Below are 22,031 nucleotides of genomic sequence, written 5' to 3'. Positions count from 1 at the left end.
TGGGGACGGCGGCCGGGGGTGTCCAGGGCGCGCCGCGGAAGGCGTCGATCATGGCTTTCAGTTCGCTCTGGCCGTGTTTGCGGCCGCTGACGAGGTAGCTGTAGACGGTGAGCCGGTCGCGGGTGGCGGTCTCGGAGGTGAGCCGGCCGGAGATGTTCTCCTGGGTCCGCCAGGGCCTGAGATCCCTCTCACTGATGTTGTTCGTGGGCCAGACGCGCAGGTCACCGACGAAGCGGAGCACGTCTTCCTCGCGGTCGCGCAGGCACTCGAGCAGGTTGCGGGCGGGTGGCTGTTTCCCGCTGGCTGCCCGCGGGACGCTCGCGAGGCCGACCTTGACGGCGTCGCGGAACTCGGTGACCCCGACCAACACGGCGGCGAACGGGATCCGGGCCAGGCCGGCGGCACGCGCCTGGTTCCAGGCGTGGACCAGCCCACGAAGGGCCCGCTGAGCCTGCTCGGGCCATGCCTGGTCGGGGTAGGACTCCCGCGCATCCTCAAGATCCCTAAGAAGGTGCGCGGCGCACAACTGGTGCCCACCGATGGTCACGAACAGCACCGCGTCGCCAGCCGGGTCAGCGGCGTCCAGGGCAGGCTCTCGACTACCGTCAGAAGCGGTGCGCCGGGAAGTCTGGTCGGCAAGATCTGACCCCTTCCCGGAAGGATGCCGCATGACGGTGCCCCGTGGCCGCACGCCCCGCCTGTTCGCCCGCGGTTCGTGGCCTGAGGCCAGGCGGATCGTCGACATCCTGCGCCAGGAGACCGTCGGGGGTGTGCTGCTGCTGACCGCGGCCGTGGTCGCCCTGGGCAGACACCTACGAGTCGCTGCGTGGCCTCTCGGTCGGGCCAGGATCGCTGCATCTGGACCTCACCCTGGCCCAGTGGGCCTCCGACGGCCTGCTCGCGGTCTTCTTCTTCGTGGCCGGGCTGGAGCTGAAATCGGAGTTCCTCGCCGGGGATCTGCGTGACCCCCGCCGCGCGGCAGTCCCCGTCGCGGCGGCGGTCGGCGGCGTGATCGTGCCAGCCGTGCTGTTCACCGCCGTGAACCTGCAGGCGGGCCAGGGCGCCGCCCGCGGCTGGGCGATCCCGACGGCCACCGACATCGCGTTCGCACTGGCCGTGCTCGCGGTCATCGGCCGGCACCTGCCATCCGCGCTGCGGACGTTCCTGCTGACGCTCGCCGTCGTCGACGACCTGCTGGCCATCACGATCATCGCGGTGTTCTACACCCATCATCTCGACCCGCTCCCGCTGATGCTCGCCACCGTCCCGCTGGCCCTGTTCACCGCGCTGGTGCAGCGGCGGATCAGGTCGTGGTGGCTGCTGCTGCCGCTGGCGGGAGCGACCTGGGCACTGGTACACGCATCCGGGGTACACGCCACGGTCGCGGGGGTGCTGCTCGGCTTCACCGTCCCGGTGCGCGGCCGGAACAGCGGACCCGGACTGGCCGGGCAGTTCGAACACCGCTGGCGTCCGCTGTCCGCGGGAGTAACGGTCCCGGTGTTCGCCTTCCTCGCCGCGGGAGTGCCCCTCGGTGGCGGCAGCGGACTCGCCCAGACGCTGACCGGCACCGTCGCCGTCGGGATCATCCTCGCTCTCGTGATCGGCAAACCGGTCGGGATCTTCGCCGCCGCGTACACCGTCGCCCGGTTCACCCGCGCCGACCTCGACGAGAACCTGTCCTGGCTCGACGTCCTCGGGCTCGCCCTGCTCGGCGGGATCGGTTTCACCGTGTCCCTGCTCATCGGCGAGCTCGCCTACGGCGAAGGCAGCCTCCGCGACGACCAGGCGAAGGTCGCCGTCCTCACCGACTCTTTGCTCGCCGCCAGCCTCGCCACGCTCGTGCTGCGCGCCCGAACCCGCACCCACCGGCGGATCCGCGAAGCCGAAACCACCGACGTCGACCGCGACGGCACACCCGACATCTACCAGACCACCGCGACGTGAGCCGACGCAGGAAACATCGCCGGCAGCATGACCTGACCTCCGCCGGCTGTCAAAAAGTTTGACAGCAACACCGGTTTTCCGTTCCGTTCCTACCGAGACCCCTATCCCCGGCGTCGCGGGCTGGACAGCGCCTCGGTGGCCTGGTGCACGGCCGCGAGGCCGGGTTTGACGTAGCGCTGGACGGAGCGCAGCGACCTGTGTCCGGTCTTCGCCATGATCACGTTGGCGGAGGTGTTGGCGTCGCCGAGGTGGGTGGCCGCGCTGTGTCGGAGCTGGTGGAGGCGTAGGCCGTCGCCGTACTGGCCGAGCAGGATCCGGGCCCGGTCGTAGCCGAGGCGGGCCCGGCCGGTGTCGGGGCACAGGTCGCGCGGGTCGGTCGTCGCGCGCCGGTGCGGGCCGGGCCGGTGGGCGGAGAGGAATAGCGGGCCGCGGGTCCGGCCGGCTATCAACCGGGGTAGCAGATGGGCGGTGTCGGTGCCCCAGGTGATCCACATGGTGTCGCCGCCCTTGACGACAACCCGGGCCTGCTTGTTCGGCAGGTCGAGGTCCTCGATGTTGAGCGCGAGGACCGCGGAGGCTCTGCTGGCGGACTCGTAGAGCATCCGCCACAGCGTCTTCTCCCGCAGCGGGACGTCACGGCGGCGGCAGAGCCGGTCGATGCGGGTCCGGGAGACGGCCTTGGTGTCGTCGGCGGGTTCGCGGCGCCGCTCGGCGGCCGCGGGCACCGCCGGGGCGGTCCAGTGCCGCCGGGTCGTGCACCAGCCCAGCCAGGAGCCGACCGCGGCGCGGTTGCGGTTCCACGTCGTCGGCTTCGCAGCGCCCCACAGCTCGGCCAGAGCGTCGCCGATGTCGTCGGCGACGAGGTCGGCGAGCGCTTGGTCCGGGCCGAGGAGTTCGGCGACCCGGTCGAGCACGTTCGTGTAGGCGCGCAGCGTGTGCGGATTGCCCCTGACCGCCGGCGCGTCGAGGAACGCGTCGACGGCGGCGCGCACCGTCGGCCCGCCGGCCGGGCCGGGTCCGAGTCGGCGGGCGTCGAGCTGGGTCACCGTCGCCGCCATACGGCTCCGCCTCCGTCGTCTCGGTCGACCTACCGGATAACGCGCGCGAGTCGTGTCCTCGCGGTCGCTGCGTTTCCGCTGGCCGCCAAGGCCCGGCGTGGATCAAGTTACCGGATAATGGTCCGTTATCCGGTAGAGCGACTGGATCACCGGAGCGACGCGTCCAACTGACAGATCAGTTCTCCGACCCGCCCACCGCCACGCGGGGCGACCGGGTAGCGCCTCAGGACGTCCACCACCACGGGACGCGCGAGGACCCGCGACTGCGCGATGTGGTCGGCCCCGACGGTGGGATCGTCTCCGGCGGCGAGTTCGAGCGCTCGTGCGGCATGAGCTGCCGCTCCGAGGATGTGCTTGACCTGAGTAGCGTGTGCCAGGGGATGGAGGAACGCCGCTCCGACCGCGTGGCCGGCCGCGCGCGCAGCGTCGCTCGCCGCAGCCTGTCCTGCCTCGCGGGTCTCCTGAGCCGCCCGGTGTGCCGCCCACGAGCTGTCACGCATCGCCTTGGTCCGCTCGGCTCCCTGCGCGAACACCTGCGCAGCGTCGATCGCAGCTCGTGGGCGCCGATCGTCAGGGCGTTCACGTTCGAAGACCGCCAACGCGGGCCGCGCGCACGCCGCCGCGTAGCGGGGTGTCGGTAAGACTCGTGTCATCAGGTACATGGGATTGAGTTCGCCCAGTTCGCTGCCTGACCGCCCTCGCCCCCTTCGATCACCCTGACCGAGGGGGCGGGACCGGCTGGTCGGGTAGCAGCTCGGCGAGCGCGGTCCGCACAGCGGCCCGGCTCACCCCGTGCGCGCGTGCCAGGGCCGCGATCGAGGTGCCCTGGTCACGGAACTCCGAGCGCACCTCCTCGAGCCGGGCGCCGGCCAGTGCGGGCGGCCGGCCGCGGTAGCGGCCTTCGGCCTCGGCGGCGGCGATCCCCTCGGCGGTCAGCTCGTTTTGCAGGTCGCGCTGGAACTGCCCGACCGCGATGATCACGTTGATGATCAGCGCCGTCGTCGCGTCATTGGCGGCCAGGTCGTGGAAGTTCGACAGTGGCCCCGACAGGACCCGCAGCACGACGCCGCGGGCCTGGCACCAGTCGCGTACGGCGTGGATGTCGACCAGGCCGCGGCAGAGCCGGAACAGCTCCGACACCGTGAGGGTGTCGCCGGGGTGCGCGGCGGTGGCGATCCGGGTGAACGCGGGCCGTTCCAGCGCGGGGATCTTGGAGGTGGTTGCCGGGTCCTCGAACAGCAGCACGCCCGTCGCCGGGTGGAACCCCTCGGCGACGCCCCCGGTCCGTACCAGCAGGCCGGCCTCGGTGAGGATGTGCCGCTGCTGCAGCAGCGACTGGCTCGCGGTGGACGAGCGGGAGTAGACGATCCGCACCGGGTGCTCCTCGGGAAGGACGCACCCCCGTTCTAGCTGTCGGGAAATCCTGTCGTCAATCCGCGCCCGGAATCGGCCGCCCGGCGTGGCGTTTCATCCACTGCTGTTCGGTTTTTCGGGCTGTCGGGGGCCGAGTCGGCGGCCTGTCGGGAAACCGTCTAATCCCGACACCTCTCAGTGTGGGCGCTGTGACTGAGCACTTCAGGTGGCGTGGTCCGCCAGACCGGGCGCCAAGGTGCTGCGACTCCTCTGGCGTCAGGGACAAGCGCCACGAGATGATCATCTCTATGGCGGATGTGATTTTCTTCGATCTGGACGGCACCCTGGTCGATCATCGAAGCGCGGTCTTGGAAGCGATCGGTCAGATCGTCCAGGCCGCGCCGAACGCGGCGGCTCCACCGGAGGAGCTGGTGACGCTGTGGTGGACGCTGGAGGGGCGCCACATGCGGGAATACCTGGCCGGTCAGTGCTCCTTCGCTGAGCACCACCGACGCAGGCTCCGTTCCTTCCTGCCGATGCTCGGCGAGCCGGTTCCGGAAAGTCCCGGTCTTCTGGACGCCTGGATCGCCGACCGCTACCTCACCGTGTTCGAGGAGTCCTGTGCGAGGTGGGTACGGCGGCGGCGATCACCGTCCGATAATCGCCGCCGGAACTGCCGCGACGTCGCTCTCGCGTCGCTCACGACTGGCCGTCGCCAGACGAGCCCGCAGGGTCGTTCAGGGCCTGCGGCCGTGGAAGGTACGGCGCAGGTCGCTCACCCAGGCGTCGGGATTTTCCCAGGGGATGAAGTGGCCGCCGTGGTCGTGGGCGTTGACGTTGACGTGGTTGAACCAGTCGGCCTGCGAACCGGTCTTGAACGCCTGGACGCGCTCGCCCGCCGTGTGGATGCCGGGCGGGTTCTCATAGGTGACGAAGGTGAGGCCGACCGGGGCCTGCACGACTGGGGTGCGGTCGTGGGCGGGGGCCCAGGGGTAGCGGTTGGCGTTGGTGTAGTAACGCATCGACGTGGCGATGGAGTTGTTCACCCAGTAGATCGTGGCGTGGGTGAGCAGGTCGTCCTTGGTGAAGACGGACTCGACGTCGCCGCCGTTGTCGCTCCAGGCGTTCCAGCGTTCCAGCAGCCAGGCGAGCAGTCCGGCGGGTGAGTCGCTCAGCCCGTGGGCCAGGGTGGCGCCGTCGAGCATGTGCACGGCGAGGTGGGACGCCGAGCGGTGGTCCAGCTCGATGATCCGGGCGCGGACGTCGGGGGGCTGGTCGTCGGTGAGGGGCCGGTTCCGGGCGAAGTCCCAGGCGCGGGGGCCGGTGAAGAAGTCGAGCGGCAGCCCGGAGCCGATGTGGATGCCGTACAGCTCGTCGGCGTACTTGTGGCCGAGCTGGCTGGAGACGATCCCGCCGATGTCGCAGCCCCCGGCGGCGTACTTCTCGTATCCCAGGGTCTCGGTCATCAGGGTGTGCCAGAGGTCGGAGACCTTCCAGAAGTTGACGTCGGAGAAGCCGGTGAGCGGGCCGGGGAAACCGAAGCCGGGCAGGGATGGCACGAGGACGTCGAACGCGTCGGCGGGGTCACCGCCGAACGCGGCCGGGTCGGCGAGCGGGTCGATCACCTTCGACCAGTGCCAGAACGTCCACGGCCAGCCGTGGGTGAGGATCAACGGGATCGGGCGGGGGCCGCGGCCGGGCCTGCGCATGAAGTGCACCGGGACACCGGCGACGCTCACCTGGTAGTGCTCGTAGGCGTTGATGGCGGTCTCTGCCTTGCGCCAGTCGTAGCCGTTCCTCCAGTAGGCGACAAGCTCACGCAGATAGCTGTCCGGGACGCCGTAGGACCAGTCCTCATTCCCCTCGTCCAGCGGCGGACGGGTCTGTGTGAGACGGGCGCGCAGGTCATCGAGGACGTCGTCGGACACATGGATCGGGGCGGGCTCCAGGGGGAAGGCGTGCAGGGGTGTCATGGCGTGATTCTCCTGCTGGATGGCGGGAAGCGGTGTCGTCGGCCTGAGCGACGCGGCGTCTGCTCTACCGACGCCAGGCGAAGGAACACCGCGGTGAGCTGCTCCATGCCCGCATACCGCGCTCGCCCCGACCACCTCACCGCGCACGGCCTGAACGCCATCGGATCAGCGCTGGTCAGCCGTATCCGCCCGATTTTCGGCGGATACTTCGGCGACCCCGGTACGAGAGGAAGATCCGCCCATGTGGGGAACGCGTCGCGATCAATCGGCCCACCCGCGCCTGTCGATGTCCACATCGCCGGCGTGCATCCTCCCCTCGGACACCGCACCTCCTGGCTGCGAAGTCACTCAGGGCTGAGCCGGTCTGAGCTGGACGAACAGGCTTTCGGCGTCGGCGCACAACGTGTCGCCGTCGAACAGACGACCGGTGAGAAAGAGTTTGCGGCCCTCGACCCGGTCGACCGTCGCGTCCAGGCGCAGCGGCACGTCGACACGGGTCAACGAGCGGAAGGTGACGTTCACGTACACCGACCGGGCGAAGGGCCGCCCCGTGTTGGCCAGCATGGCCAGCGCCTCGTCGAATGCCAGTGGTAGGGCACCGCCGTGGACCGCCCCGTTCAGGGTGAGATAGTGCCGTCCGAACGTCACCCGGCCCGAGGCCCGCTCGCTGTCGCGGACATCCCAGATCAGGGCGGGTGCCATCGTCTGGCCGCGGCCGGGGAGATCCAGACGGAGCCCCGTCGCCCTCGCGGACTCCGGCACGGTGAACGGCGCCAGCCGGGTGCTGATCCGCGCGAACTGATCGGCGACCTGTGTCAACCACCTCGGACGGCGGCCGAACACCGGCGAAGGCCCGCAGGTGCAGGCCGTCGGGCTCACCGGAACCGCAACCGAAGCACCGCACATAGTGCGAGGGCAGTTCCACTCCTGCGGCGGGGGCCTCGGGGTGCCGTTCCGGCACTGTCAGATCCGGCGGGAGGTCCGCACGGTACTCCGTCACGCGACGGACATTACCGAAACACCTGCTGCTCGGCCTACTCGGTGAGGACACCCGGGGCGGCAACGACCTACTCACCCGACTCGGGGCCGGTTCCCCGAGCCGGCCCCGTGGGCGGTGAGGGTGGCCACGGTGCGGGCTTCGACGCGGCGTGCGTCGTGACGGAACCTGCCCGCATGACGCCGGCGCCCGTCGACGCGCTTCGTGTGGACGTACACCGTCCGGGATCGTTCCACTTGTGTGATCGTTCTACAGGCGGCGACTGCTTGGACTGCTCCGCGCCGCCGCCCTGGCCAGGCGCGTTCTGGTCTTCGTCCCGGTTCCCCAGAGGAGGATCATGTCGGGTGTAGCGATCATGATGTGGCTCGGGCTTCTAGCGCTCGCGGCTCTGAACATCTACGGCAGAGTCAGGAACGGTCCTCCCTCGGACGAGAAGTGGAAGAGGGACCAGCAGGCCTATTGGGATACCCGCGACTCCAACAGGCGGCAGGACGAGCAGTACCGGCAGATGAAGGAGCGGTGGCGCCGGGGGTACTGAGCGACAGCATGATCGTTGCGGGAAGCCAGGACTGCGCCGGCGTGGTTGCCGAAAGTTCGATCGTTACGTGACGACCGTGCTGGCGGGTCGATCAACGTTGACAGTGTCGTCCGCGGCCGTCAGGACCACGTTGCCGAGATCCGAGGGCAGGTCGTGGCGGATGGCCAGCCCTGCAAGATCCGGATGCTGCTCCTGCAGCAGGTCATGGACCAGGTCTGCGGTGATCTTGATCTCGGAGTCGGTCATACGAAGCCACGCTACTGGGGCAGGCGCCGACTCTGGCTCCGCTCGTGATCCGCGACTGGCTAGCTGCCCGAGCCGGTAGCCGACGGCGGTACCTCGACGACAAAGAACAGGAAGTTGGGATTGGTCGAAAGGTCCTGGAAGCCGTCCGGGAACAGCTCACGGGCGGCCGGGTCGGGCTGCGGCTCGCTGATGACGCCGAAAGACGCGCTCCGGCCGCGGTCTGGAGGGATCGGCGTGATCAGTCCAGTCGGCGGGCCCTGTCGGTCGCTCTGAGACCGTCGAGGGTGAGCGACAGCAGCCGGTCTGCGGTGACACCGTCGGGGACGGCTGCCGAGGCCTGCTCGCATGCCCAGGCGAGGCCGCTGACCAGGGTGAGCAGCTCGAGGGCGGCCAGGTCGGAACGGATTTCCCCGGCGCGCTGTGCCCCGGCGAGCAGGGTCGAGCCTGCCGTGCGCATGGCCGCGCAGGCGGCGTGCAGCTCGGTCGAGGTGTCGCGCAGGGTCTGCATCAGCGTGGCGGTGAGCCCCCGGTAGGCGCTGGTGAACTCGACGAATTCACCGAGCCAGACGGTCAGCGCGGTGCCGGGGGCCGTGGTGGCCGCGAGTTCGTCGGCTCGCGCGGTGAGGCGGTCGAACCGGTCGTGCAGGACGGCTTCGAGCAGGGCTTCCCGGGACGGGAAATGGCGGTAGAACGTGCCGGTCCCGACGCCGGCCCGCCGGGCGATGTCTTCCAGGGACGCCCCGGTGCCGTGTTCGGCGAAGGCGAGGCGCGCCTGTGCCAGCAGCCGCTCGTAGTTGGCCCGGGCGTCGGCACGCAGGGGCCGCGCCCTGGTCGCACCGCTCACCGCTGATCCCTCCCCCGCCTGAGGACCGGAGGCTACCTCCACCCCGCACACACATGCGGAGGCAGTCTCCTGTTACGGTGGCGTCCGCTTACAGGAGGCAGCCTCCGGTTTGGTCGGGGGTGGTGGAGGGGAGCAGTGGTGGCGGTAGCGGAGACCCGGCGGCAGCTGGGCAGGTTCGGGGTGTGGGTGGCCCCGTTCCCCTTGCTCGAGACGTCGGTGGCGGTGCAGCGCGCACAGTTCGCCCGGATCGAACATCTCGGGTACGGCTCCCTGTGGAGTGGGGAGACGCCGCCGGGTGCGCCGACCGGGGGCCGGGAGGCGTTCACCCAGCACGGGTTGATGCTCGCCGCGACCGAGCGGATCGTCGTCGGTACGGGCATCGCGAACATCAGCACCCGCACGGCGGGTGCGATGCACACCGGTGCCGCGACGCTGGCCGAGGCGTATCCCGGCCGGTTCGTGCTCGGTCTGGGCGGCCAGTCCGGTGACCGGCCCCTCACCCGTCTACGGGAGTATCTCGACGCGATGGACCAGGCCGCGCGGGCGTTGGCGCAGCTGCCGGCTCCGGCCTATCCGCGTGTTCTCGCCGCGCTCGGGCCACGCGCCCACAGACTGGCTTCCGATCGCGCCGACGGCGTGCACCCGTTCCTGCAACCGGTGGCGCACACGGCGGCGGCCAGGGCGGCCGTGGGCCCGGACCATCTGGTGATCCCCCACCAGGCCGTCGTGCTCGACACGGACGCGGACACGGCCCGGGCACGGCTGCGGGCGGTTTTCGCTCTGGGTGTGGGCGCCTCGGACTCGCCTTACACCGTGCACTACCGGCGGCTCGGCTACAGCGAGGCGGACCTGACCGGGCAGCGCAGTGACCGGCTGGTCGACGACGTCCTGGCCTGGGGTGACGAGGCTGCTGTCGCGGCCCGGCTGATCGCGCATCTCGACGCCGGTGCCGATCATGTGCTCGTGCACCCGTTCGCGGCGGACCTTCCCGCGGCGGTCGACCAGCTCGAACGGCTCGCTCCCCTGTTGCGCGAGGCAGCCTGACCGACCGCGGACCCGACGGTGCACGGACGCGGATCGCCTTCGCGACGTGCGGGTGATCTACACCTTCGACGGCCTTCGACGGCAGGTGACACCGGGCCGGGAACGGCTGGCTGGTCAGGGGAGATCGGCGGCGAGGACCACCAGGTCGTGGCGCTGCCAGGCGATCCTGGCCCGGAAGCCGGCAGCGTGCAGCCACCCGATCTGTTCACGCGCGCCGCTGGGCTTGTCGTGGGCGGCGTTGGTGGGAGTGCGGGCGTCCCGGGGATCGTCGGGGACGACCACATCACCGAGGACGAATCGGCCGCCTGGGCGCAGGACGGCCGCGACCCGCGTGAACAGGTCCGCCTTTGCGGGGCCGTCGAGGTGGTGCACGGCCAGCGCGGACACCACCAGGTCGAACGGGCCGGCTGGCAGCGGGTCCTGCAGCCGGCTGACGTGCAGGTGGGCGGTGGGTAGCCGCGCCCGGGCCCGGTCGAGCATCGCCGCGCTCTCGTCGAGGGCTACCAGGTCGGCGTGACGACGTCCGGGAGGCGACCGCGACGAGTAAGAGCCAGCTGTTCCACTACTTCCCCGGGGGGAAGGAGGAGCTGCTGCTCGCGGTCGCCCGTTTCGAAGCCGACCGGGTGCTCGCCGACCAGCAGCCGCAGCTCGGTGCGCTGACGTCGTGGACGGCGTGGGCCCAGTGGCGGGAGAAGGTCCTGGACCGGTACCGGGCACAGGGCCGCAGCTGCCCGCTCGGTGGGCTGCTCACCCAGGTCGGCCGCGCCACCCCGGGCGCGCAGGCGGTGATCGGTGAGCTGATGGACCAGTGGGAGGCCGAGCTGGCCGCCGGGGTCCGCGCGATGCAGCGCGCCGGGGAGGTCGACGCCGGTCTGGATGCCGCCCGGGAGGCCGCGGCGCTGCTTGTGCCGGGGTGCAGGGTGGGGTGCTGATGCTGATGTCGACGGGCCGGATCGGCTACCTCGAGGCGGCGCTCGACGTGGGGGTCGACCGGCTGCGCCGGCCGCGGGGCGGTGTGGAAATGGTTGGCGTGGGCGTGCGGGCCGCGGCCAGGATTGCACGGTGATCGAGGACTTTCCCGACGGTGGCGGCTTTCCCGATTCTCCCGCTGCTGGCCGAGGCGCTGCCGCTGGCCGCGACTGGGGAGGGGTAGCCGGTCCTGGACGCGGTGCGCTGGTTGCCGGAGCTGGTCGGGCGGCGGCGGATCCGCCAGCATCCGCGTTCACCGCAAGAAGGCCCAGCACTAGAAGTCACTCACCAAGCGGGGCAGGTCGCCGACCTGCCCCGCTTGACTGCGGAACGGCGGATACCGCGATCCGCTGCACCGCTGGGCCCTCGCGGTGACCGCAGCCCCAAATTTCACCCAGTGCTACATGTCGGTTGGTCGTAGCTATCCGAAGGCCGACTACAGAGAGCTACTTGCCATTTGGTTCGCCATTCGTTAACGGCACACAACCGCCGCACCGTCAGTTCGACCTGCACCGGCTGGTCGCCGACCGGAGTGTCGGCCAGGCACCGGTCGCAACTGCTGTGTACACGACCCGACGAGAACTCGCAGTCTGGACACGAGACGCTGCCGTCACGAGTTCTGGCGATGATGTGCACCACACCGCTCTCCGTGAACACCCGCTCCACCAGTACCGCCCTGAGGTGCGGAAACAACACCGCGACGAGGTCATCACACCGCACCACGGTCCCAGACTACGTTCAGTCACGATGCCAGAACCTCGGTGATCGTCCTGACGGAATGTGTTCCAGATCCCAGTTGTCACTGACACAGCCAGATGGGCCTTCTCGGTGTGGTCGGTCAAGGCAGGATCTCGACGTACCCGTCGGTTCCGTGCACGCGGATCCGCTGCCCGTCCCGGATCAGCCGGGTGGCCTGCTCCACGCCCACGACGGCCGGCAAGCCGTACTCCCGGGCGATCACTGCGCCATGGGTCATCAGGCCGCCCACCTCCGTCACCAGGCCTACGATTCCGACGAACAGCGGCGACCAGCTGGGGTCCGTGAAGGTCGTGACCAGGATGTCGCCCGCTTCGAGATCGGCCTCCGCCATGTCAAGGATGACGCGGGCCCTTCCCTCGATGGTCCCGGCGGAAACCGGGAGGCCGATCAGGGCGCCGGCCGGCACGTCGTCGCGCTGGTACGCCCCGGTGACGGCCTCACCATCCGATGTGAGCACCCGGGGCGGTGTGAGCGCGTGGTACGACCGGAACGCGTCCTTGCGCTGCTGGATGAGCTGGTCATCCACCTGGTTCGAGCGCACGACGTCGTGGAGTTCCTGGAACGTGAGGTAGAAGATGTCCTCCTTCTCAGGAAGCACGTTGGCCTGCACGAGGCGCTCGGCCTCCTCCAGCAGGGCCTGCTTGTAGACGAAGTAGCGACTGACGATGCCGTACTTCGGGTACTCCCGGTACCCGATGAAGGTTCTGACCCGGTCGATCATCCGCTTGGCCTCGTCGGCTTTCTGGTCCCCGTCCGGTAGGGCCCGCAAGCGTGACAGCACGTCCTGTTCCTTCTTCTGCGCCTTCTGCCGCCCTTGCTCGAAGCGCCGCTCGGCGGCGCCCGGCTCGAAGTTCCTGACGTTGTTGAGGATCACGGGCACGAGCGTGGTGGGGCGCTCGCGCCAACGTGGCCTCGTGATGTCGATCTCGCCGACGCAGCGCATGCCGTACCGGTCGAGGTAGGCCTCTATGGCGTCGCGCGCTTCGGTCCCGCCCGCGAGCTTCGCCAGCTCGTCCAGGAAACCCTCGTCCTCGACGCCCTGCAGGAACGCCACCACCTCCGACTGCGGGCGGATCACGTCCGCGACATCGAGCAGCGCCAGTCCCATCTCCGACGTGACGTTGTCGGGGACGGACAGCGTTAGCGTGTCAGCCGCGTTCTTCTCGCCCAGCCACTCCTGCAGCTTGTCGTTGAGCCACCACGTGGCCTCCATCCCCGCCATGATCGCCTGAAGGTTCAGCGGATCACTGAGGACTCGCTTGTGCTCCTCGAAGGCCTCCAGCAGGAAGTCGAACAGCGCCGGTCCGGTCGTCGTCCGGATGTCGCTCCCCAGGGCGGCGATGGACACCTGGCTGCGTTCGATCAGCTCGGTGACGATGGCCGGATCGGTCTCGATCGGATCGGTCTCGATCGGGACGGACGCACCGCTGGCCGGCGGCCCGCCGGGACCCGCGTCCGGGAGCGACGGGACGAAACCGTCGCGGTCGAGGACGGTCTCCAGAGCGTCCCTGATCAGCGGATCGCCTCTCCCCATGACGTCCAGGAGGCCGGCGCGGCTCGCGGGCGAGGCCAGGCGCCGGGTGACGTCGACGAACAGCCTCCCGCCGGCCTCGTGCATCGGCACCATGGCCGTCAGCTGCCACATCGTAAGCCCCAGGGGCTTCATGGGGTCGGTCATCATCTGCCCATGACCAACGGAGACGTAGACGTGATTCTCCTGGTCGCCGGTCTCGGGGATGGGGAACAGCGTCGTGATCGGCCGGCTCTGAACGATCTGGAAGCCATCATCGACCAGGCACCATTCGATGTCCTGCGGGCGGCCGAAATGCGCTTCGATCCGCCGCCCGAGCTGCACGAGCCGCACGACCTGCGCATCCGTCAGCGCCGGCTGCTCCTGCCGCTGCGAGTCGATCGCCACTTCCTGCGTACCGCCAGCCGGCAGGGCGTGAACGGCACGCTGTTTGGCGGCGATCGCCTTGGCGACGACTTCGCCGTGTCGCACCTTGAAGACGTCCGGGTTCACCAGGCCGGAGACCAGGGCCTCGCCGAGGCCGAAGCCGGCGTCCACGGTGGCGACCTTCCGGTTGCCCGTGACGGGGTCGGCCGTGAACAGGATGCCGGCCGCATGCGGGAAGACCATCTGCTGCACGACCACGGCCATGTGGACCGTACGGTGGTCGATGCCGTTCCGCTGGCGGTAGGTCACGGCCCGCTCGGTGAACAACGAGGCCCAGCACCGGCTGACGTGCTGGAGGATCGCCGTCGGCCCCACCACGTTCAGGTACGTGTCCTGCTGGCCGGCGAAGGAGGCCGTCGGCAGGTCCTCTGCCGTCGCGCTGGATCGGACGGCGTAGGCGGCTTGCTCGCCGAACTGGGCGAGCGCGCGGGTGATCGCCGCCGCGAGATCGCCCGGGATGGCAATCCCTTCGATGGTCCGACGAATCTGCGCGCTGAGCGTGCGGATCGCCTCCCGGTCGTCCGGGTTCAAGCGCGACAGCTGATCGAGCCGATCGTCGATCGACGGCGCCTCCGCCATGATCCGCCGGAAGACGTCCGTCGTCACGCAAAAGCCGGCCGGCACGCGGATGCCTTCAATCCGCGACAGCCCGCCCAGGTGCGCGCCCTTGCCGCCAACGACCGCGACCTGCATCTCGTCAACCTCTTGAAGATCCAACACGTACTGCTCGATCATTGCGATACCTCCGAGGCAGCCGTGCTCCGTCGCACTGCACTGGTCGATCGAATCACCGGCGCCGCCAGCTCTGTCGAACCTCTTGTTGGGCACGTCCTCATCGCTGGTTGCCTTCCCTCCGACGAGTCGGGCGGCCGCTCCGCCCAGTCGGGCGGCGCGCACACCCGCACCTCCGCCCCTGGCGCCCGCAACCGCACTGCGCAGTCCGACGTCACCGCGTCCCCCATACGTCGACAACAACACCCGCACGTCGTGCCCTCATTTCCGCAGGTTGTGGCCTCGGCCGACGATTCTGCGGCACGACCTGGGTCTTGCCGCAAGCCCGCCAGTGCGCTATAAGTTAAGAGTGGCGAGGAGAGAGATCTCCTTGCCACTCTCTTTTGCCGTCCGCTGGAGCTGACAAGCTTCTCGCGAAGCGGCGGCGCGCCGCGTACGGCGGTACGCGTCGTTGGCCCAGGCTGATGCCCCATCGGCCAACAGATGCAGCCGCGGAACCAGAAGTTTTTTCCCTTGTCGGCAAGGCCCGAACGCTGTCGAGCCCGCCGCCATCTCCCGGAGGCCGTCGCGCCACGCGAGCGCTGGGCCAAGCTCGCCAAACGGACGCTTGACGGTCGCCGTGGCTCAAATCGGCCGACACCCAAGCGAACGGCCCCACGCCACCCCGCCCAGGTCCTCGCCCGCTGCCCGGAACTCACCGCCGCCGACCACCTCGTCCGTGCCTTCGCCGAGGTGCTAACCACCCGCACCGGCCAGCACCTCAAGGACTGGATCGTCACCGCGAGCGCCGAGGACCTCCCGGCCTCCACTCCTTCGCCACCGGCCTGGAGAAGGACTGGGACGCCGTCATCCAGGGCCTGACAACCCACTGGAATTCCGGTCCCGTCGAGGGCCGGGTAAATCACATCAAAATGGTCAAGCGTCAGATGTTCGGCCGTGCCAAACTCCCGTTGCTCCGCAAGCACGTCCTCTTGACCGCCGCCCGTCCATCGCCACAGTCAGTAACCAGTGAAGAGGTCTAGTGATCGTCCTCACGGAATGTGTTCCAGATCCCGCTTGCCGGTTACGAAGCCCGGGCCCGGCGGTCGTCGTCCGGCAGACGCCACCAAGCGGGGGAGGCCAGCACGGTGGCCCAGGCGCGGGCCTGGGGCAGCCACACGTCGGGGTCGCGCCCTGCGAGACGCCGGCGCGGCTCGCGCACGGTGCTGTACGGGCGCAGCTTCATTCGTTCTCCACGGTGGATTGCGCAGCCTGGTCGGCCGGGGCCCGGGGGCCCGGTATGGAGGCCGTGGCGAGGTTGAGGCGGGCCGCCCATGTCGAGGTTCACCTCACCGTATGGCCGTACGTGGGACCAGAACAGCGGGGTCAGGCCGCGCCGGTCGGTGGGCGTGAGGAGGTCGGCCCACTCCGGTTCGCCGAGGATGTCCTGGAGCATCAGGGTGTTCACGTAGACCAGGGCCGATTGCAGGATGCGCAGGCACAGCACGAACATCTCCTGCTCGTCGCGCCGGTTCGAGGCGATCTCCCCGCCCTTGCCGTAGGCGATCACGGAGTTCGCGCCGTTGGAGGACTCCATCACGTTCAGACCCTCCTCGACCTCCCGCTGAAGGTCCCGAAGCCGCAGGTGCGGGTCAGCGCCGGAGTCAGCTGCGGGTAGGCGTCCGGCTCGCCTGCCACGGGGCGGTACAGCTTCACCTTGTTGATCCGCTTGATCCTCGGCAGCAGGTCGAAGTTCAGCAGCCTCGTGACGCCGAACCCGATTTCCGACTGGCCGTGCGAGTCCGTGTAGTTGGCCTCGACATCCATCGTGGTGCCGCGCCGCATCGCGCCCTCGATCATCGCGGCGACCTCGGAGGCGGTGCAGTTGATCAGCTGGGAGTGGATGGCCAGCGACTTCTTCTCCACATGCCAGTAGATGAGCACCCCGCGGCCGCCGTAGCGCGAGTGCCACTCGGTGAACAGGTTCTGGTCGTAGGCGCGCACGTGGGTGGAGTCGGTGATGCCGAGCGGTGGGATGAGCCAGAGGCACATCCCACCGAATCAGGCCGTGGGTTCCCACCCGCCCCGCCCGACCGTCCGCAGCGGCGTCGCGACAAGGTGCCCGCCCCGACTCTCGCGGAGGGCAAAATTCACCGATACGACTGGATTGGCGACGGATCCTGGACCGAAGACCCGGCGCTTCACCGGCAGCCGAACGAGCCTGCGCATCGAATCCCGTCACGTTCGCCCGCACCGTCAGAGACGCCCAGCATGCCCAGCCTTGCCGGAACGCAACAGCCGGGCCAGGGCCAGCCCGCCAGGGTCGCTACCATCCTGACCTGCACATCACTTGATGATCTGTAAGAAATGAAGGTCTCGGTGGGGGCGGCGGTTCCGGGCACGACCAGGTTGGCTTGCCGCGCCCCCGAGCCCTACTGCCATCCTCGTTTATCTTCTGTGGGGAAATTTATGCGCTTAGGTAGTTTGACGAGACCATTAGGGTTGGCGGCCACCATTCTCGTGGCCGCCGCGACCAGTTGCTCGACGCTGGGAGACGGGGGCGAGGCGGCGGCTGCCTGCAACAGCCCCGGTGTCACATCCGAGCAGGTGAAGCTCGGGTTCGTCGTCTCCGACTCGAGCGCCGCGCTGTCCTCGGCCCGCTCCGGGGTCGACGCCAGGATCGGCCTGGCCAACGAGCAAGGCGGCATACACGGCCGCCGCATCGTCTACCAGTGGCGCGACGACGCGAACTCCCCATCGCAGAACGCCCGCGTCACCGAGGAACTCCTCCGGCGTGAGTCCGCCTTCGGACTTGTGACGGCCACCTCCGCGATCGGTGACTCATTGGACAGCCTCACGACGCAGGGGGTCCCCGTCGTAGGTCTCGCCCAGTCGGCCTGGGCCAAGTACCAGAACTTGTTCTCCTACCAGTACGAGCCCTCACCCGAAACCGTCGGCCGCTACATCCAGGCCAGCCGCGGCACGAAGGTCGCCTTCGTAACCACGGGGGCGTCGGCGTTCACGTTGGATATCATCTCGCGGTACAAGGCCGCTTTCGGGTCGATTGGGCTCGCCTCGACCGAGACCATTTCCTACGCGAGCAGCAGTGACAGCCCAGCCCGGGTGGCCCAAAAGCTGGCCGACTTCGGCGCCGACTCCTTGATCGGCTTCACGGCTCCCCAGGACTTCGCCGCCATCGTGCACGCCACCCGCGCCGCGAACCTGAACCTCGCCACCAGCGTCTCGCTCACCGGGTACGACCGCGGCCTGTTGCCCACGCTGGGCCCAGCCCTGGCGGGAGTCTCGTTCCCCGTGTACTTCCGCCCCTTCGAGGCCGGCGGTGCCCCCATCGACCGCTACCGCAACGCGATGACGCGCTTCGCGCCGGAGACCATCCAGCCTGAGCAGCAGTTCGCAATGCGCGCCTTCATCTACACTGACCTGTTCCTGCGCGGACTCGAACTGGCTGGCGACTGCCCCACCCGTGAGGGTTTCATCAGCGCACTACGGGGTGTGACCGACTACGACGCGGGGGGCCTGATCGAACCAGTCGACCTGAGTACCAACGCCGGCCAGCCGCTCAGCTGCTACGCATTTGTCCAGATCAACCCGGCCGGCGACGCGTTCCAGGTCGTCCGCGAACGCCTCTGCGCCGACGGCACGGGCAGCTGAGAGGAAGACCGCCACCGCTGCTACGAGACGGGCACCGTGCCTTCGCCCTGCGTGAGACAGGTGCGGGGCGACGGTGACCCGAAGCAGCGTGTTCGAGGTGATCCGCTCGCCGCAGGTCCGGCGTGCCCGCTATAGCTGGCACAGGAGGTCTCCCGCACCCGGCCCGGAGTGGACGCTACTCCGGGCCGGACCCGAGAGTGTGGGAGATGTACGCCGGCGGGACACGGCCGGGCGTCCCGACGCCCTACTACGGCCCCCGGGCGCTGCCCAGGGTCATTGCAAAGTCGTGTTTGTGCTGGTGCGGAGAGTGGCCATGACCTGGGGGCCGCTGCCGGTACGGGCCCGGTGGAGGTCTTCACCCAGGGTGACGTCACGGACCCAGTGCAGGCGGACCTCGATGGACCAGTGGCCGCGGATCCAAGTGGCGAGTTCGGCCGGTAGGGCGTCCTCGGCGGGCAGGGTGCAGATCGCGTAGACGGTTCACGGTGACCAACAGGTGTGCTCCGCGGCCGTGGAGGTAGTCGGCGTACGCGGTCTGCGCGTGCATCGCATCGACGGTGACCAGGACGTCGGTCAGGTCGGGGATCTGGTCGAGAACCGTGGAGAACAAAGGGATTTCGTTGGTTTTCAGGTTCGGACAGGTAACGCAGCAGGACCAGGGTGCGCACCGCACGGCCGAGTTCGCGAAACGCCCGGTACAGCCGGTTCTTGCGGGAGTCATGGCCGAGCCGGCGCAACAGCGTCACCGACGACAGCGCGGCGGGCACGGCGGGTCCTCGCCGAGCACCGGGTGTGGGTCGCGATGACCAGCTTCGCCGGTCCCACCGGCGGTGGTTTCGCTCGCACGGCGGGCCGCTCGGCGATCTGGGCCCCCGACGGCACCCTGCGCGCCCACGCCGGCCCGCGGCCGGGCCGCCTGGCACGCACCACCCACCAGGAGCAGCCTGACCCGGCCTGACCTGGCGGAAGCGGAACCGGCCAGCGGAAATGGGTTGGCGTGGGCGGGCGGGCCGCGGTCAGGATTGCGCGGTGATCGACGACTTTCCCGACGGTGCCGGCCTTCCCGGCGGTCTGCTGCTGCGCTCTCCCATCCCCGAGGATCAGCGGCGGGTGCTGGCCGTGTTGGACGTCTGGTGGGCGGGTTTCGGGGGTGCCGCCGGGTCGCGGGAACGCAGCCTGCTGCTCCCCCGGTTGTTCTTCCAGCATTTCACCGACAGCAGTTTCGTGGTGGAACAGCCGGACGGTGCGCTGGTGGCGTTCCTGATCGGTTTCCTGTCCCAGTCGCAGCCTGAGGTCGCCTACATTCATTTCGTCGGGGTTGATCCGGCGTTGCGCCGCCGCGGTGTCGGGGCGTTCCTCTACCGGCGGTTCTTCACGCTGGCGGCCGCGCGGGGCCGCACCCGGGTGCGGTGTGTGACCAGCCCGGGTAACGCGGCGTCGGTGGCGTTCCACACCGGTCTCGGGTTCCAGGTGGACCCCGGCGACGCCGCGACGGCCGACGGGGTCCCCGTCCAACAGGACTACGACGGGCCGGGACTGCCTCGTGTCACGTTCACCCGGATCCTCACCGGCCCGCAGGAGGAGCGGTGAGGATCCGGGGGGAAGCAGTGAGCGCTGCGGGCGGGGTGCCCGCCTCGGCCGGGGGTGTGTGGTCAGTGGGGGCGGTCGGTGAGTAGGCGGGTCAGCAGGGCGGTGAACTGGTGGCGGTCGGCGGGGGGCAGGCCGGCGAGCAGATCGTCGCCGATCGCGGCGGTGACGGCGTCGAGGTGGTGCAGGTGGGTGGTGCCCTCGTCGGTGAGGGTGATGACGGTGCGGCGCCGGTCGGTGGCATCGGGGGTGCGTTCGACCAGGCCGCGGGTGCGCAGGTCGGTGAGGAGTCCGGCGGTGTCGGCGCGGTCGAGGGCGGCGCGGCGGGCGAGGGTGGCCTGGCTGGCCGGGCCGAACTCGTCGAGGGCGGCGAGCAGCGCGTAGTGGGCGGGGTGGGCGCCGAGCGCGGTGAAGGCGTGGGAGCTGCGCCGCTGCGCGTGTTTGGCGAGCTGCGCGATCAGCCAGTGGGTGGCATGTCGCAACCGGGCGGGCGCGGCGTCGGGTGACGTCGAGGCCATACCGGAAAGCCTAGCCACGGCGTTGGGGGACGGTGGCTGGTTGTGAGGGTGGGTGGTGGCGCACCGGTTCGGGTGGGCCGGCGGGTGCACGGGCGCGGTGGGCGGGCGCGGCCTCGGCCGGCGGCTCGCCGGGCCGCGGCGCCGAAGAGTGGGGCTGTCGGGGGTGGTCGCCGGCTCTGCGGTGGGGTCGCGGCGGGAAGGGCCGGTGGTGCTGCTCATCGTGGTCGCGGTGCTGCTGCTGGTGGTTGTCGCGGGGTGGGTGCGGGCCGATCGGGCGGCGGCGCACACCCGCCCGGGCGGGGACGGGTTCCTTCACCACCCCCTATGATCATCTGCAGGTGGGGGACCGGTGGGTGTGGTGCGGGTGGGAGGCGAGCGGGTGGCAGGCGGGCAGCATGACGGCGGTGAGACCGTCCGGCGACAGGTCGGTGCCGGGCCGGCGCCGGGCGGCGATCCGACCCCGCCAGCGACCACGACCGCGGCGGCGGGCGCCGGGCGGGCCGCGGACGTGGCGGACGTCATCGACGCGACCGACGTCGTGGACGTCGTGGACGCGGTGGAGATCGTCGCGGCCGGGCCGGTGGCCGTGCCGGGCGCGGTGGGGCTCGACGGGCCGCTCGCCGGCCGGGTCGGGGACTACGCGCGGGCGTCCCGGTCGGCGGCGACCTGGCGTGCCTACGACGCCGACCTGCGTCATTTCCGGTCCTGGTGCGAGGGACGTCCCGTGCCGCTGGTCGCCGTGCCCGCCTCCGCGGTGACCGTCGCCGGGTACATCACCGAGCTGGCGGACGCCGGGTATGCGCCGTCGACGATCCGCCGTCGCCTCGCCGCGATCTCGGTGGCGCATCAGCTCGCCCATGCCGAGAATCCGACGGGGTCGGCGGAGGTGTCGGCGGTGTGGAACGGGATCCGCCGGTCGCGGGGGGTGCGCCCGGCGCGCAAGGCCGCGTTGGACACGACGTTGCTGTCGCGGGTCGTCTCCGGCCTCGACGACTCGCAGTTGGCGGATGTGCGGGACAGGGCGCTGCTGCTGGTCGGGTTCGCCGGCTGCCTGCGTCGCAGTGAGCTGGTCGGGTTGGACACCGCCGACCTGGTGGAGACCGACGACGGGCTGGTCGTGACGGTGCGCCGTTCCAAGACCGACCAGGAGTCCGCCGGTGCGCAGGTCGGGTTGGCGTACGGGTCGTACCGGCCGACGTGCCCGGTGCGGGCGTGGCGGGGATGGGTGGCGGCCGCGGCGGCGGCGGGGACGCCGCTGGCTGGCGGGGCGGCGTTTCGGGGGGTGAACCGGCACGGGCAGGTCGGCGCGGGCCGGCTCTACCCGGGGTCGGTGGCGCGGATCGTGCAGCGTCGGGTGGCCGCGGCCGGGTTGGATCCGGCGGATTTCGCGGGGCATTCGCTGCGGTCGGGGTTCGCGACGGCGGCGGCGCGGGCCGGGGTGACGGACCGGTCGATCATGCGGCAGGGCCGGTGGCGGTCGGCGGCGTCGTTGGAGTCGTATGTGCGGGCCGGGCGGCTGTTCGACGCGGACAACCCGTCGGGTCGGGTCGGTCTGTGATCCGCCTGTGAGCTGACCGGCGCCGGCCGGCCGGCGGGCGTTGCGGTGGGTGGTCGGGGTGGGTCGCGGGTGGTGGGCGGCGGCCGGCGGAACGGGGCGTGGGTCTCAGGGCGCCCCCTGCCGGTTGTCCGATGTGCCATGCTGGGCGCCGGACGGTCGGGGAGGAAGCCGGTGTGAATCCGGCGCGGTCCCGCCACTGTTACCGGGGAGTCCCCCTCAGCGGAAGGTCACGGCGGCCCTGCGGGCCGTTGGAAGGCCGAGGGTGGATGGTGATCCGGCAGCCAGGATACTTCCGCCGTCCGT

The 22,031-nt window shown here is 70.1% G+C and carries 21 protein-coding genes, 2 pseudogenes and 1 riboswitch; of the genes and pseudogenes, 10 read left to right on the top strand and 13 right to left on the bottom strand.

The annotated features are described in order from the left end of the window. Nucleotides 1-547, bottom strand: a 547-nt coding sequence (locus AC559T_RS25385; RefSeq protein ID WP_498870317.1) for an IS66 family transposase, incomplete at its 3' end; no start/stop codon positions are given. A 275-nt stretch (nt 548-822) separates the two neighbouring features. On the opposite strand from AC559T_RS25385, the gene nhaA reads away from it, so the two are divergent. Next, on the top strand, nt 823-1,944 hold the full coding sequence (gene nhaA / locus AC559T_RS25380) for a Na+/H+ antiporter NhaA (protein ID WP_498870319.1): 1,122 nt from the start codon (nt 823-825) through the stop codon (nt 1,942-1,944). A 101-nt stretch (nt 1,945-2,045) separates the two neighbouring features. Here the strand turns inward: nhaA and AC559T_RS25375 are convergent, their stop codons facing one another. From AC559T_RS25375 to AC559T_RS25355, 5 genes are all read right to left on the bottom strand, one after another. Then, nucleotides 2,046-3,002 (bottom strand): tyrosine-type recombinase/integrase, encoded by a 957-nt coding sequence (locus tag AC559T_RS25375; protein WP_498870316.1) that lies wholly within the window; start codon nt 3,000-3,002, stop codon nt 2,046-2,048. Nucleotides 3,003-3,148: 146 nt separating this feature from the next. Continuing rightward, entirely contained in the window at nt 3,149-3,655 is a 507-nt protein-coding gene (locus AC559T_RS25370; protein WP_498870315.1) for a putative immunity protein, read from the bottom strand. 58 nt (nt 3,656-3,713) lie between these two features. Next, nucleotides 3,714-4,376 carry a recombinase family protein gene (locus AC559T_RS25365; protein ID WP_498870314.1) on the bottom strand — a complete coding sequence of 221 codons (663 nt, stop codon included), beginning with the start codon at nt 4,374-4,376 and terminating at the stop codon, nt 3,714-3,716. Between the two features lie 716 nt (nt 4,377-5,092). Beyond that, nucleotides 5,093-6,328 carry an epoxide hydrolase family protein gene (locus tag AC559T_RS25360; protein WP_498870313.1) on the bottom strand — a complete coding sequence of 412 codons (1,236 nt, stop codon included), beginning with the start codon at nt 6,326-6,328 and terminating at the stop codon, nt 5,093-5,095. Between the two features lie 348 nt (nt 6,329-6,676). Continuing rightward, nucleotides 6,677-7,147 carry a PaaI family thioesterase gene (locus tag AC559T_RS25355; protein ID WP_498870312.1) on the bottom strand — a complete coding sequence of 157 codons (471 nt, stop codon included), beginning with the start codon at nt 7,145-7,147 and terminating at the stop codon, nt 6,677-6,679. 515 nt (nt 7,148-7,662) lie between these two features. Between AC559T_RS25355 and AC559T_RS25350 the strand changes: the two genes are divergently transcribed. Next, nucleotides 7,663-7,863 (top strand): hypothetical protein, encoded by a 201-nt coding sequence (locus AC559T_RS25350; RefSeq protein WP_498870311.1) that lies wholly within the window; start codon nt 7,663-7,665, stop codon nt 7,861-7,863. Nucleotides 7,864-7,926: 63 nt separating this feature from the next. Here the strand turns inward: AC559T_RS25350 and AC559T_RS25345 are convergent, their stop codons facing one another. Next, entirely contained in the window at nt 7,927-8,109 is a 183-nt protein-coding gene (locus AC559T_RS25345; RefSeq protein WP_498870310.1) for a hypothetical protein, read from the bottom strand. A gap of 238 nt (nt 8,110-8,347) precedes the next feature. Further along, a complete protein-coding gene (locus AC559T_RS25340) occupies nt 8,348-8,953 on the bottom strand; it encodes a TetR/AcrR family transcriptional regulator (RefSeq protein WP_498870309.1) in 606 nt (201 codons plus the stop codon). A 138-nt stretch (nt 8,954-9,091) separates the two neighbouring features. Between AC559T_RS25340 and AC559T_RS25335 the strand changes: the two genes are divergently transcribed. Next, nucleotides 9,092-9,997, top strand: a complete 906-nt coding sequence (locus AC559T_RS25335) for a TIGR03620 family F420-dependent LLM class oxidoreductase (RefSeq protein WP_498870308.1) — start codon at nt 9,092-9,094, stop codon at nt 9,995-9,997. Nucleotides 9,998-10,111: 114 nt separating this feature from the next. Here AC559T_RS25335 and AC559T_RS25330 read toward each other — a convergent pair whose 3' ends face one another. Then, on the bottom strand, nt 10,112-10,477 hold the full coding sequence (locus AC559T_RS25330; RefSeq protein ID WP_498870307.1) for a class I SAM-dependent methyltransferase: 366 nt from the start codon (nt 10,475-10,477) through the stop codon (nt 10,112-10,114). A gap of 143 nt (nt 10,478-10,620) precedes the next feature. Between AC559T_RS25330 and AC559T_RS25325 the strand changes: the two genes are divergently transcribed. Continuing rightward, nucleotides 10,621-10,929 carry a hypothetical protein gene (locus AC559T_RS25325; protein ID WP_498870306.1) on the top strand — a complete coding sequence of 103 codons (309 nt, stop codon included), beginning with the start codon at nt 10,621-10,623 and terminating at the stop codon, nt 10,927-10,929. Beyond that, complete coding sequence (locus AC559T_RS25320) at nt 10,923-11,063, top strand: hypothetical protein (protein WP_498870305.1); 141 nt, start codon at nt 10,923-10,925, stop codon at nt 11,061-11,063. The genes AC559T_RS25325 and AC559T_RS25320 overlap by 7 nt, the downstream gene beginning before the upstream one ends. A gap of 741 nt (nt 11,064-11,804) precedes the next feature. Here the strand turns inward: AC559T_RS25320 and rph are convergent. Beyond that, on the bottom strand, nt 11,805-14,417 hold the full coding sequence (rph, locus tag AC559T_RS25315; RefSeq protein ID WP_498870304.1) for a rifamycin-inactivating phosphotransferase: 2,613 nt from the start codon (nt 14,415-14,417) through the stop codon (nt 11,805-11,807). Between the two features lie 1,060 nt (nt 14,418-15,477). Next, nucleotides 15,478-16,412: pseudogene (locus AC559T_RS25310) on the bottom strand (Tn3 family transposase); the annotation flags it as partial. 450 nt (nt 16,413-16,862) lie between these two features. On the opposite strand from AC559T_RS25310, the gene AC559T_RS25305 reads away from it, so the two are divergent. After that, nucleotides 16,863-18,065 carry an ABC transporter substrate-binding protein gene (locus AC559T_RS25305; RefSeq protein WP_498870318.1) on the top strand — a complete coding sequence of 401 codons (1,203 nt, stop codon included), beginning with the start codon at nt 16,863-16,865 and terminating at the stop codon, nt 18,063-18,065. Nucleotides 18,066-18,691: 626 nt separating this feature from the next. On the opposite strand, the pseudogene AC559T_RS25300 reads toward AC559T_RS25305, so the two are convergent. Continuing rightward, nucleotides 18,692-18,808 (bottom strand): annotated as a pseudogene (locus tag AC559T_RS25300) (Tn3 family transposase); the annotation flags it as partial. Nucleotides 18,809-18,867: 59 nt separating this feature from the next. Between AC559T_RS25300 and AC559T_RS25295 the strand changes: the two are divergent. Together AC559T_RS25295 and AC559T_RS25290 are read left to right on the top strand one after the other, a co-directional pair. Continuing rightward, nucleotides 18,868-19,023 (top strand): hypothetical protein, encoded by a 156-nt coding sequence (locus AC559T_RS25295; protein ID WP_200835499.1) that lies wholly within the window; start codon nt 18,868-18,870, stop codon nt 19,021-19,023. 71 nt (nt 19,024-19,094) lie between these two features. Then, nucleotides 19,095-19,655, top strand: a complete 561-nt coding sequence (locus tag AC559T_RS25290) for a GNAT family N-acetyltransferase (RefSeq protein WP_498870303.1) — start codon at nt 19,095-19,097, stop codon at nt 19,653-19,655. Between the two features lie 62 nt (nt 19,656-19,717). On the opposite strand, the gene AC559T_RS25285 is transcribed toward AC559T_RS25290, so the two are convergent. Then, nucleotides 19,718-20,170, bottom strand: coding sequence for a MarR family winged helix-turn-helix transcriptional regulator (locus tag AC559T_RS25285; RefSeq protein WP_112109042.1), 453 nt, complete (start codon nt 20,168-20,170; stop codon nt 19,718-19,720). A gap of 55 nt (nt 20,171-20,225) precedes the next feature. Here AC559T_RS25285 and AC559T_RS25280 point away from each other — a divergent pair, with 55 nt between their 5' ends. Both AC559T_RS25280 and AC559T_RS25275 read left to right on the top strand, forming a co-directional pair. Next, nucleotides 20,226-20,498 carry a hypothetical protein gene (locus AC559T_RS25280; protein ID WP_498870302.1) on the top strand — a complete coding sequence of 91 codons (273 nt, stop codon included), beginning with the start codon at nt 20,226-20,228 and terminating at the stop codon, nt 20,496-20,498. Between the two features lie 228 nt (nt 20,499-20,726). Continuing rightward, nucleotides 20,727-21,728 (top strand): site-specific integrase, encoded by a 1,002-nt coding sequence (locus AC559T_RS25275; protein WP_373693998.1) that lies wholly within the window; start codon nt 20,727-20,729, stop codon nt 21,726-21,728. Nucleotides 21,729-21,890: 162 nt separating this feature from the next. Continuing rightward, a riboswitch (cobalamin riboswitch) is annotated at nt 21,891-22,019 on the top strand. The last annotated feature ends 12 nt before the right edge of the window (nt 22,020-22,031 follow it).

The sequence above is a fragment of the Frankia sp. Hr75.2 genome, from assembly GCF_949319125.1.
Taxonomy (GTDB): domain Bacteria; phylum Actinomycetota; class Actinomycetes; order Frankiales; family Frankiaceae; genus Parafrankia; species Parafrankia soli.
The sequence above is the reverse complement of the archived record's forward strand: the minus strand, read 5'-3'. Positions and strand labels throughout refer to the sequence as shown.

Bases quoted from the DNA above. Each gene is read 5' to 3' on its own strand.
- AC559T_RS25345 (WP_498870310.1), bottom strand. From the start codon at position 8,109: ATGACCGACTCCGAGATCAAGATCACCGCAGACCTGGTCCATGACCTG.
- AC559T_RS25330 (WP_498870307.1), bottom strand. From the start codon at position 10,477: ATGCTCGACCGGGCCCGGGCGCGGCTACCCACCGCCCACCTGCACGTC.
- rph (WP_498870304.1), bottom strand. From the start codon at position 14,417: ATGATCGAGCAGTACGTGTTGGATCTTCAAGAGGTTGACGAGATGCAG.
- AC559T_RS25370 (WP_498870315.1), bottom strand. From the start codon at position 3,655: ATGACACGAGTCTTACCGACACCCCGCTACGCGGCGGCGTGCGCGCGG.
- AC559T_RS25295 (WP_200835499.1), top strand. From the start codon at position 18,868: ATGACCAGCTTCGCCGGTCCCACCGGCGGTGGTTTCGCTCGCACGGCG.
- AC559T_RS25305 (WP_498870318.1), top strand. From the start codon at position 16,863: ATGCGCTTAGGTAGTTTGACGAGACCATTAGGGTTGGCGGCCACCATT.
- AC559T_RS25350 (WP_498870311.1), top strand. From the start codon at position 7,663: ATGTCGGGTGTAGCGATCATGATGTGGCTCGGGCTTCTAGCGCTCGCG.
- AC559T_RS25375 (WP_498870316.1), bottom strand. From the start codon at position 3,002: ATGGCGGCGACGGTGACCCAGCTCGACGCCCGCCGACTCGGACCCGGC.
- AC559T_RS25360 (WP_498870313.1), bottom strand. From the start codon at position 6,328: ATGACACCCCTGCACGCCTTCCCCCTGGAGCCCGCCCCGATCCATGTG.
- AC559T_RS25285 (WP_112109042.1), bottom strand. From the start codon at position 20,170: ATGGCCTCGACGTCACCCGACGCCGCGCCCGCCCGGTTGCGACATGCC.